The sequence below is a fragment of the Staphylococcus simulans genome (assembly GCF_003043455.1).
Taxonomy (GTDB): domain Bacteria; phylum Bacillota; class Bacilli; order Staphylococcales; family Staphylococcaceae; genus Staphylococcus; species Staphylococcus simulans_A.
In genome coordinates this window covers 1-11,219 of the sequence record NZ_PZGG01000067.1, presented here as the reverse complement: position 1 = coordinate 11,219, position 11,219 = coordinate 1, and the positions used below count along the sequence as shown (strand labels likewise).

Here is an 11,219-nt window from a genome sequence, read left to right as displayed (position 1 = left end):
AGGGTATATCGTGAAATTGCGATATACCCTTATTTTCTATTATTTTTTCTGACTATCAGTTTCTAAACGATGCAGTTGATTAATTAATTTCTGGCTTCTAAAAAACACACCTGCATATTCTCGGTATAACATGATGAGTAAATCAGACATTTCATCTACTATGTCTTGGTGAATGTTGACTGTATTCATTTTATCGATTGGCAGTTTTTGAAGAACATCCAATAAATAGAGTGTTTTATTAGAGATAGGGATTGCTCTTTCATCTTTATACAAATTTTCTTGGGAGATTACGCCATGATATTTGAAACTGTATCCAATTAAATTAGCTTGGTTGGTATCGCCTGAAATAATGTCCTGATTGAATGAGATAGTAAAACCAAAATCCGGCATTTTTTTCAAAAGAACGATGACAGACATCAGCTGTGCACTATAACCTTTTTCAACTCGGTTAAGACAAAAATGTAAAAGTTGATAATTAAACTTGGAAATTTGTTCTTCATCCATTGATTTATCAATAACCTCTGCACAAAGTGACGCATAACTACTTTCGTAAATATCTAATCGGAGCTGATAATTTTGGCTGATAACATCAACTGAATTAAGTATGCCAAGGCCGCGCAATTTGGCATAGATAAACAGGCCGTATACAAACAACTGTGTATTAGCCTGCATACCTGTTCTGCTTTTTTTAGCACGTTTAACCATCAAAGGAATTTTCGCACCACTTTCGCTTAGGATGGTAATAATCTTATCTGATTCGCCATAATCGACTGTTTTAATTATAATTCCTTTTTGTTTTACCAACATAAAAGGTACCACCGACCTTCTAGTTTAATCTTGATCTTCTATATAGCCCATTTGACGAATAAAGTTTATTTTATTACGCCAATCTTTTTGAACTTTCACCCATAAATCGAGATAAACTTTTGAACCTAACAGATTTTCAATATCTAATCTTGCACGTTTACCAATTTCTTTTAATTTTTTTCCGCCTTTACCAATGACAATGCCTTTTTGTGAATCTCTTTCAACATAGATTGTAGCTTCAATACGTACTTTATCTTCCGATTGTTTAACCATTCTATCTACATTAACGCCAATTGAATGCGGAATTTCTTCACTTGTTAAATGAAGAATTTTTTCTCTGATTAATTCACCTACTACGAATTGTTCAGGATGATCAGAAATTTGGCCATCTGGATAATATTGAGGACCTTCTGGTAAGTATGATTTAAGTACTTCGATAAAATGTTCGACGTTTAAGCCTTCTAACGCTGACATTGGAACAGTTTCAGAGAACTCTATATATTTTTGATATGATTCAATAATTGGCATAATTTCGTCTGGATGAACCAAATCGATTTTATTGATGACAAGAAATACTGGTGTTTTGACACTTTTCAGCATTTCCATAATATACTCATCACCACGACCAATTTTCTCATCAGCATTTACCATGAAAATGACTGCATCTACTTCTGATAAAGTATTTTTTGCAACTTTCATCATATAATCGCCTAATTTGTGTTTAGGCTTATGGATGCCCGGAGTATCAACAAAAATAATTTGCGCATCGTCTTCAGTCATGACACCTTGAATTTTATTTCTTGTTGTCTGTGCTTTATCTGACATAATTGCGATTTTATGTCCAAGCACTCTATTCATAAACGTAGATTTACCCACGTTAGGACGGCCTATAATAGAAACAAAGCCTGATTTATGTTCTGTCATATATTCAAATCCTTTCCTGAAAAGCCTAATGGCAATAATTCGGCGATTGTTGTTTCAATCATATCGCCTTTATGGTTAGTTAAATAAATTGGCATATCGTCATCGCATAATTCTTTGATGACTTGACGACATGACCCACATGGTGAAGAAGGCTTGTCAGCATCCACTGTAACTGTTAAAGATTCGAAGTCACCCGGTCTATAACCTTGACTGATTGCTGCAACTAAGCTTGAACGTTCTCCGCAAATTGCTTCACCATATGCAGCATTTTCAACGTTTGCACCAAAAAATTCTTTACCGTCTTTGGTTCTTAAGTAAGCACCAACTTTAAAGTTACTATAAGGTGAATATGAACGCTTTTGCGCTTCTCTTACTTTTTCATAATATTCTTGAGTATAAGCCATTTTATCTCTCTCCTTTAAAATAAGTTAACAATGTAAGGGATAAAGATAATAAGACCTATAATCATTGCTGCGACAGATATTAAAAGCACACTAAGTGCTGCGATATCTTTAGCATATTTAGCAAACAGTTTATAATCATCCGTTACAAGGTCAACAACGTATTCAATCGCAGTGTTAATTGCTTCAAATGCTAACACCAGAAAAATTGTTAAAATAACCGCAATCCATTCCATGCGGGTAATATTGAAGTAAAAAGACGCACCAATGACTAAAAAACCGATTGCGATATGCCATAAAAAATTACGGTCCTTTTGTAGTATGGTCAATAATCCTTGAATGGGATACTTAAAACGATTCATAGACTATTCTCTTGTTAAGCCATAAGCGTCTAATATAGATTTTTGTCTTCCAAACATTTCTTTTTCGTCAGCTTCATTCATATGATCATAGCCAAGTAAATGTAAGAAACCATGTAAGCTTAAAAAGCCGAGTTCTCTTTCAAAAGAATGTCCATACTCATCAGCTTGTTCTTTCGCGACATCAGCACAAATGATAATATCACCTAAAACACGAGGAATATCCAAACCTTCAATTTCAGGTTCATCTTCTTCTAATGCAAATGAAATGACATCTGTAACTTTGTCTTTATCCCTATAGTCTCTATTAATCTGTTGAATTTCTTCTTTGTCTACAAATGTCACTGAAAGTTCTGCATCTTCTTCAATGTTTTCTTGTTCTTTAGCAAAGTTTAATAACTTTTCAATTTGGGCATACCATTCTTCTTTTACTTCATCCGTATGATTTGAAAAATCAATCGTGAACATGGTGTTTATTCATCTCCTTCATAACGGCTGATAATTTTACTTACTAATGGATGACGTACAACATCACTTTGGTCTAATGTTTGTACACTAATACCTTTAACGCCTGATAAACGTTTTACAGCTTGTTTTAAACCACTTTTAATACCTCTCGGCAAGTCTACTTGAGTCATATCTCCTGTTACGACCATTTTTGATCCAAATCCTAAACGTGTTAAGAACATTTTCATTTGGGCATGAGTCGTATTTTGTGCTTCATCTAAAATGACAAATGCATCGTCAAGTGTACGTCCTCTCATATATGCTAGTGGTGCAACTTCGATGATGCCTCTTTCAATAAAACGTGCTGTTTGTTCAGGACCTAGTACCGTATGAAGACCATCATATAAAGGTCTTAAATAAGGGTCTACTTTTTCTTTTAAGTCACCTGGTAAGAAACCTAATGATTCACCTGCTTCTACAGCTGGACGCGTCAATACAATTCTTTTCACATTACCTTGACGTAATTCTTTAGCAGCATACACAACAGCTAAGAAAGTTTTACCAGTACCTGCTGGTCCAATACCAAAAACTAAATCATTATGCTTCATCGCATTTAGATAAAGACGTTGACCCATCGTTTTTGCTCGAATTGTTTTACCATAAGCATCTTTTGTGATTGCTTCATCGTATAAGTCAACAAGGTGTTGGATTGAACCTTTCTCTGCCAATTTAATTGCTGCTTCTACATCTTTAAGATTAATTGATACGCCTTGATCAATTACTTTTAAAAGGTTTTTTATTACAGCTTCTGCTTTTATAATTTCTTCTTGTTGTTGCCCTTTTACAGCTATTTCTTGCCCCCTAGCATGAACAATTACATTAAACGCTTCTTCTATTGCTTGTAAATGTTCATCATTGTTACCTATTAGTGCTTGGGCTTGATTGATATCGTCAATAACTATTATTCCTGGCATACATTAACTCCTTTTCATTATTATCGCTTTTTAGCATATTTTAATTAAGATGCAGAATATAATGGTTAACGGAAACTACGGACTTAGTTAATAATTTCCACATATTCATATAACCATTATATCATGTTCTTGCTGTTTATTAATCCAATAAAGTTCAGTGTATACAAAAGAAAAATGGATTAGATGACATAAAAAAATGTCTATCCAATCCATTTCATTTATTGTAATTGTTTCGGCTTTTTAAGTACTTCTGACCAAACAAAACCATTTAATATCTCATCTTCATCGAAACGTAAATCTTCATTTGTGCGAGTGTTTGTTTGATTAAATTTATTAGCGAATAGTTGTTTGAGTCTTTCTTTTTTAGCACGTTCTGAAAGATATTTATCAGCAATAATTGCTTGAGCACGACGTTCTAATATCGCAATTTGTTTTTGTTTTTCTCGATCCATTTGTGAACGTAAATCTTGTAACTCACCATTTAAAGAGTCATTAAGTTCTTGTGTTAGTACTTGCCCTTTTTGTGTTGGATCTAGTCTTGGTTGTGATGACTGTTCACGCGTTGGTCTTGGTTGTGAAGGTCGACGATTAGGACGGGTAGATTCTTCTGATTTAGGTGAATGTTCAGGATTTGGAGAAGGTGGTGTACCTTCTAACTCTTTTTGCATTTCCTCAAACTTTTCACCTAATTGCTCTAGAAATCCTTTTTGTTGCTTACGTTCAGTTGTAGGCTGTCGCCTTGGTTGTGATGATTTTGGTTGGTTTTGTTGTCTTTTTTTATAACTCTTATCGTTAACTGCTGTTATTAATGAGATAACAACACTGACAACAAATATAATCAGACCGATATTCATTTAATCACCTCGTTTACTTGTCTGGTGACTCGTTATCATTAGGTTGCGTACGTTTATTGATAGACTCACGCATACCTGTATCAGCTTCTATATTTTTCAAATTATAGTAATCTTTAACTCCGATATTACCTTTTCTAAGTGCTTCAGACATTGCAAGTGGAACTTCAGATTCTGCTTCCACAACTTTCGCGCGCATTTCTTGTACACGTGCTTTCATTTCTTGTTCAGTCGCAACTGCCATTGCACGACGCTCTTCAGCTTTAGCTTGCGCAATATTTTTATCAGCCAATGCTTGTTCAGTTTGTAAATCTGCACCGATATTTTTACCTATGTCCACATCTGCGATATCAATAGATAAAATTTCAAAGGCTGTTCCTGAATCTAGCCCTTTACTTAATACAGTTTTTGAGATATTGTCTGGATTTTCTAAGACAACTGTATGGTGTTCACTTGAACCGATAGTTGAAACGATCCCTTCGCCGACACGTGCGATGATAGTTTCTTCACCAGCACCCCCGACTAAGCGAGAAATGTTTGCGCGAACTGTGATTCTAGCTTTTGCTTTTACTTCAATACCATTCATTGCGACACCTGTAATAAATGGCGTTTCAATAACTTTAGGGTTTACTGACATTTGGACAGCTTCTAAAACGTCACGACCTGCCAAGTCGATAGCAGCGCCACGTTCAAAAGGTAAATTAATGTCAGCACGTTGCGCGGCAATATTTGCATCTACAACGCGGTCAACATTACCACCTGCTAAGTAGTGTGATTCAAGTTGGTTAGTTGTAAGGTTTAAACCAGCTTTATGTGCCTTAATTAATGGTGCGATAACTTTACGTGGTGAAACGCGTCTTAAGCGCATTCCGATTAATGTGCCGATATTTACTTTAACACCAGCTGCTATTGCAGAAATCCATAAACCAATTGGTACGAATGAAAATAAAATTAATAAAGCAATGACTGCAATAATAACAATGATTATTAACGGTACTAACATAGTAAGTGCCTCCTAATATTATGTGTTTTTTGGAACCTCTCGGACAACTACTCTTGATCCTTCAACTTCGGTTACTTTGACTTCTACATCTCTTTGTATAAATGTACCATCTGAAACTGCATCTATGCGTTCGTCATTTAATGAAATCATACCTGCAGGACGTAATTCTGTTAAAGTAATTGCAGTTTGTCCAACTAAATTAGAGCGGTCATCGTGTGAAGTATAGCCAGCTTCAGACGTTGTCGAATCTCTGAGAATAACTTTTTCAAATAACGAAATCTTTTTGTTATATCCTTTCACTAATATCACCCATTCTATAATAGTCAGTATTAAAGCGATTATAACATTGACTAACATCCAGAGAATATTTTCGCCAAGCATAATCATACTTACTGTAATTAGGACCATGCCTATAATTCCGATTACTGCCCCAATGACAAACAATTCGATAACGAGCAGTATCACACCTATAGAAAATAATCCAACAGAAATTAAAGAGACTTCTCCTTGAATCAAATAGCCTAGAAATAATATCAATAAGGCTAATGCAGCAAGAATACCTGGAAAATTAATACGTCTGGAATAGAGTTGATAAAGAAAACCTAAAAAGATAATACAGGTTAAAATTAATGAAATAAATGGACTTGTTATAAAATCGCTGATTTGATGTAATGTAGGATTTGAACTTGCCTGAAATACCGAAATATTATGTAGGATTTCAGCTTGGTATGACATAGATTCACCTCGCTCTCATGCTTCATTATACATGATTACTTAGTGTAATTATAGGATTATCGTTTTATTTTAACATCAATAGAAAAATTATATTATGTAGCATCAAAATATAAGAAAAAAACCCTAAGCTTTACATAAATGTAAAACTTAGGGCTGTTTTAAACTGCATTATATAATAATTAATTGTTTGTTGAGGGAGTCAACAGACTTAATAATTATTTGAATTTACGTTTACGTGCAGCTTCTGATTTCTTTTTACGTTTAACACTTGGTTTTTCGTAAAATTCACGTTTACGTACTTCTTGAATTGTACCGCTTTTAGAAACTGAGCGTTTGAAACGGCGTAATGCATCTTCAAGTGATTCGTTTTTACGGACTACTGTTTTAGACATCTGTATTTCCCTCCCTCCAAATAACAACGGAACTTTAAAATTCGTTTGCATAGTTTTTTATAAACCATGCAATGCTAATTATAATATATGTGGTTGATGCGGTCAATTAGAATAATTAATTTTTTGCACCTTACACAATAGCAGTAAATTCACTACTATTTGTCGCATGATCAATCACACGAGTAACATAGCCTTTATTTAATGGATAGCCTGCTTCTGTAATTTTAACACGTACTAATTCACCAATAAGTGAATCATCACCTTCAAATTCAACTTTCATATAGTTATCTGCATAACCCACTAAAGTACCTGGTTTTTCACCATGTTCTTCTGGGATTACTTCTAATACTTTTTGATCAAAGTGAGAAGCGTATTCTTTTGCTAATTGATTACTTAATTCAATCAATTTATGGACACGTTCGTTTTTGATACTTTCATTAATTTGATCATCCATTCTAGCAGCTGGTGTCCCTGTGCGTGCTGAATATGGGAAAACGTGTAATTCTGAGAAGTGGTGATCCAGTATAAAGTCATATGTTTCTTGGAATTCTTCTTCAGTTTCACCTGGGAATCCTACAATCACGTCACTAGTGACTGCTAAACCTGGTAAAGCATCATGTAACTTCATCAATCGTTCTGAGAAGTGTGCCATTGAATATTTACGTCTCATGCGTTTTAATACTGTATCTGAACCAGATTGTAATGGCACGTGTAAGTGACGTACGACTTTATTTGAATTTTTGATTACATCAATGACTTCATCAGTTAATTGACTAGCTTCGATTGATGAAATACGAATTCTTTCTAATCCATCTACTGATTCTAAATCACGTAATAATTGTGCTAGGTTATAATCTTTCAAGTCTTGACCGTAACCACCTGTATGAATACCAGTCAATACAATTTCTTTATAACCAGAATTCACTAGTGTTGTTGCTTGTTCTACAACTTTTTCAGGATCTCTTGAACGCATTAAACCACGTGCCCATGGAATAATACAGAATGTACAGAAGTTGTTACATCCTTCTTGGATTTTTAAAGAAGCACGTGTTCTATCAGTGAAATATGGTACATCTAATTCTTCATATGTACGATTTTTCATGATGTTGCCTACACCATTAATTGGTTGACGTTCTGCTTTGAACTCTTCAATATAACCTAATAACTTCGTTCTATCTTGTGTACCGACTACAACATCCACACCCGGAATATCCATAATTTCTGCTGATGATGTTTGTGCATAACATCCTGTAACACACACAACTGCATCTGGATTTTTTCTAATAGCACGTCGGATTACCTGTCTACTCTTTTTGTCACCTGTATTTGTGACTGTACATGTATTTATAACAAAGACATCGGCGTTTGTATCAAATTCAACTCGATCATAACCGGCATCTTTAAATAATTGCCAAATTGCTTCAGTTTCATAATGGTTCACTTTACAACCTAAAGTATGAAAAGCTACTGTTGACATTTATTTCACCCCATTAATTCTTTTTCATAACTAATTGCACTAAGCGCATAAAGCGGAGCTGTCTCTGCTCTCAAAATTCGATGACCTAGACCGACTATGTAACTATTATTTTTGAACATTTCAATTTCATTAGGACTTAAACCACCTTCTGGTCCAAAAATAATTAATACACGATCTCCTTTGCTGAATTGTTTGAGTGCGCGTTTAAACTCACTCATCTCGCCTTCTTTTGCTGCGTCTTCATAAGCGACTAGTACATAATCATATTTATCTATATTAACATATACTTGCTTTAAATTCGATACAAATTCAATAGTTGGAATGACAAGTCGATAACTTTGTTCAGCTGCTTCTTTGACAATTTTATTCCAACGTGTCAATTTTTTATCAGCTTTACTTTGGTTCAGTTTCACAACCGAGCGCTCCATTTGCACAGCGATAAAATGAGAAGCCCCTAATTCCGTAGATTTTTGCAACAACCATTCATACTTGTCTGCTTTAATGAGTCCACTGCAGATTGTGATTTCAACTGGTAATTCAGTATCGTTTGCTTGTTCTTCTAATAATTTAATCTCAACGCCATCATTGTTAATAGCTGTAATCTCACACAGATAAACTTTTAAGTTCTCGAACGTTACGATAATATTATCGCCGACTTGGCGACGCATTACGTTTGAAATATGGTGTATATCTTCTTTTTCAGTAATAAAAAAACGCTGACTTTCATCAGCGTTTTGATTTATAAAATATCTTTGCATATTATTTGCTCTCTTTCTCTCCAACGATACAAACCCAACCGTTGTCGTGATCAATAGAAATGATATTAAAACCTGTACGCTTCATATGTTCTATAATTTCATTGCTTTTCTCTTCAATGATACCAGATGTTATAAATAAACCATCTTCATTTAGAGTATTATAAGCGTCATCTATCATTTCTACAATAATATGCGCTAATATATTTGCGATTACAACATCATATTTATCTGTTTCGCCTTGTAATAAATTACCGGTTGTAGTTTCAATTGAATCAGCACAAGCATTTTTTATAAAATTCTCTTTTGCTACTTTTATAGCTAGTTCATCTAAGTCTAAAGCTTTGATGCGCTTAACTCCTAACAATGAGCAAGCAATACTTAAAATTCCTGATCCTGTGCCAACATCAATGACAGTATTTTCAGGTTTTACATAAGTTTCAATGGCTTTTAAACACATGCTAGTAGTAGGATGATCTCCTGTACCAAAAGCCATGCCCGGGTCTAATTCAATACATAATTCATCATTATCTTCTTTATTGTATTCTTCCCAACTTGGGACTATAGTAAATCGCTTTGAAGCTCTAAAAGGATGGAAGTAATTTTTCCATTCATTTTCCCAATCTTGCTCTTGAAGCGTTTGTTCAGAATAACTAAACACTTTTTCATTCAGAGTATCTATCGCTTTAATCGCTTTAATCAGATTTACTTTTAGTTCATCTGAGTATTCTAATTCATTGAAATAAGCTTTGATTCTTACACCGGATTCAGGGTAATCTTTTGAATCCAATTCATATATTTCACCGAATTTATCTGCAAAGTTTCCTTTTAAGTCTTCTGAGTCTTCGATAACTACACCGTTTGAGCCAAAGTCTTCTAGTATATTTGTGCTTGCATCTTGTGCTTCATGATTTACTACAATTGAAAGTTCCACCCAGTTCATTATTGTTATTCTCCTTTGAAGAATCTACGTGCGCGTTCTTTGAAATTAGAAGGTTGTTCTTCAATTTCTTCACCGCTCAATTCCGCAAATTCTCGCATTAATGATTTTTGTTTTTCACTTAATTTAGTTGGAGTCACTACATTAATATTCACAAATAAGTCACCGTGTCCATAACCATGAACGTTTTTAACGCCTTTGTCTTTCATACGGAATTGCTTTCCGTCTTGAGTACCTTCTGGAACTGTTAGAATAACTTCGCCATCTAAAGTTGGAACTTTGACTTCATCACCTAAAGCTGCTTGTGGGAAACTAATTTTTAGGTTGTAGAAGATATCGTCGCCTTCACGGATAAATTTGTCAGATGGTTTAACTCTGAACACAACGTATAGGTCACCTTGTGGGCCACCATTATGACCTGGAGCGCCTTCACCTGCAAGACGTATTTGTTGATCAGTGTCTACACCTTCAGGTACTTTAACTTTAATTTTAACATTTTTAGTTTGTGTACCTTTACCATGACAAGTTGGGCATGGTTCTTCGATTTCTTCACCTGTACCGTTACATACTGGACAAACTTTTTCAGTTCTCACACGACCAAGTATTGTATTTTGTTCAACAGCTACATGACCTGCCCCATTACAATAGTGACAAGTTTTCTTTTTAGATCCTGGTTTTGCACCTGAACCTTCACAAGTTTCACATTTTACTTCTTTACGGATTGAAATTTCTTTTTCAGCACCAAAGACTGCTTCTTCGAAAGAAATCGTCATAGTATATTGTAAGTCGTCACCTTTACGTGGTGCGTTAGGATCACGTTGTGCACCGCCACCACCAAAGAATGTACTGAAAATGTCTTCGAAACCGCCGCCGAATCCGCTGAAATCTTGGCCGCCGAATCCTTGGCCGCCAAAACCGCCTTGTGGGCCGCTATGACCGAATTGATCATAATTAGCACGTTTATTTTGATCACTTAATACTTCATAAGCTTCTGTGATTTCTTTGAATTTTTCATCTGCGCCTTCTTCTTTATTAATATCTGGATGATATTTTTTGGATAATTTACGGTAGGCTTTTTTTATCTCGTCCTTTGACGCATCTTTACTGACACCTAAGACTTCATAATAGTCTCTTTTTGCCACTGTAATCTCTCC

The 11,219-nt window shown here is 34.8% G+C and carries 14 protein-coding genes; all 14 read right to left on the bottom strand.

What is annotated here, in order from left to right:
- Nucleotides 1–39: 39 nt before the first annotated feature.
- Complete coding sequence (gene recO, locus BU038_RS10455) at nucleotides 40–807, bottom strand: DNA repair protein RecO (protein ID WP_107605994.1); 768 nt, start codon at nucleotides 805–807, stop codon at nucleotides 40–42.
- Nucleotides 808–831: 24 nt separating this feature from the next.
- Complete coding sequence (era, locus tag BU038_RS10450; RefSeq protein ID WP_107605993.1) at nucleotides 832–1,731, bottom strand: GTPase Era; 900 nt, start codon at nucleotides 1,729–1,731, stop codon at nucleotides 832–834.
- Nucleotides 1,728–2,135, bottom strand: a complete 408-nt coding sequence (gene cdd, locus BU038_RS10445) for a cytidine deaminase (protein WP_107605992.1) — start codon at nucleotides 2,133–2,135, stop codon at nucleotides 1,728–1,730. Before cdd ends, era begins: the two co-directional genes overlap by 4 nt.
- 14 nt (nucleotides 2,136–2,149) lie before the next feature.
- Nucleotides 2,150–2,494 (bottom strand): diacylglycerol kinase family protein, encoded by a 345-nt coding sequence (locus BU038_RS10440; RefSeq protein WP_107605991.1) that lies wholly within the window; start codon nucleotides 2,492–2,494, stop codon nucleotides 2,150–2,152.
- Between the two features lie 3 nt (nucleotides 2,495–2,497).
- Nucleotides 2,498–2,959, bottom strand: coding sequence for an rRNA maturation RNase YbeY (gene ybeY / locus BU038_RS10435; protein WP_107605990.1), 462 nt, complete (start codon nucleotides 2,957–2,959; stop codon nucleotides 2,498–2,500).
- A 5-nt stretch (nucleotides 2,960–2,964) separates the two neighbouring features.
- Nucleotides 2,965–3,912, bottom strand: coding sequence for a PhoH family protein (locus BU038_RS10430; protein WP_107605989.1), 948 nt, complete (start codon nucleotides 3,910–3,912; stop codon nucleotides 2,965–2,967).
- A 218-nt stretch (nucleotides 3,913–4,130) separates the two neighbouring features.
- Nucleotides 4,131–4,766: a hypothetical protein gene (locus BU038_RS10425; RefSeq protein ID WP_107605988.1), complete on the bottom strand. Its 636-nt coding sequence runs from the start codon at nucleotides 4,764–4,766 to the stop codon at nucleotides 4,131–4,133.
- A 13-nt stretch (nucleotides 4,767–4,779) separates the two neighbouring features.
- Entirely contained in the window at nucleotides 4,780–5,766 is a 987-nt protein-coding gene (gene floA, locus BU038_RS10420; RefSeq protein WP_107605987.1) for a flotillin-like protein FloA, read from the bottom strand.
- A gap of 18 nt (nucleotides 5,767–5,784) precedes the next feature.
- Nucleotides 5,785–6,501 (bottom strand): NfeD family protein, encoded by a 717-nt coding sequence (locus BU038_RS10415; protein WP_107605986.1) that lies wholly within the window; start codon nucleotides 6,499–6,501, stop codon nucleotides 5,785–5,787.
- 215 nt (nucleotides 6,502–6,716) lie between these two features.
- On the bottom strand, nucleotides 6,717–6,893 hold the full coding sequence (rpsU, locus tag BU038_RS10410; protein WP_000048060.1) for a 30S ribosomal protein S21: 177 nt from the start codon (nucleotides 6,891–6,893) through the stop codon (nucleotides 6,717–6,719).
- A 130-nt stretch (nucleotides 6,894–7,023) separates the two neighbouring features.
- On the bottom strand, nucleotides 7,024–8,370 hold the full coding sequence (mtaB, locus tag BU038_RS10405) for a tRNA (N(6)-L-threonylcarbamoyladenosine(37)-C(2))-methylthiotransferase MtaB (RefSeq protein WP_107605985.1): 1,347 nt from the start codon (nucleotides 8,368–8,370) through the stop codon (nucleotides 7,024–7,026).
- Nucleotides 8,371–8,375: 5 nt separating this feature from the next.
- Nucleotides 8,376–9,128: a 16S rRNA (uracil(1498)-N(3))-methyltransferase gene (locus BU038_RS10400; protein WP_107605984.1), complete on the bottom strand. Its 753-nt coding sequence runs from the start codon at nucleotides 9,126–9,128 to the stop codon at nucleotides 8,376–8,378.
- Between the two features lies 1 nt (nucleotide 9,129).
- A complete protein-coding gene (prmA, locus tag BU038_RS10395) occupies nucleotides 9,130–10,068 on the bottom strand; it encodes a 50S ribosomal protein L11 methyltransferase (protein WP_107605983.1) in 939 nt (312 codons plus the stop codon).
- A gap of 5 nt (nucleotides 10,069–10,073) precedes the next feature.
- Complete coding sequence (gene dnaJ / locus BU038_RS10390; RefSeq protein WP_107605995.1) at nucleotides 10,074–11,207, bottom strand: molecular chaperone DnaJ; 1,134 nt, start codon at nucleotides 11,205–11,207, stop codon at nucleotides 10,074–10,076.
- Between the last annotated feature and the right edge of the window lie 12 nt (nucleotides 11,208–11,219).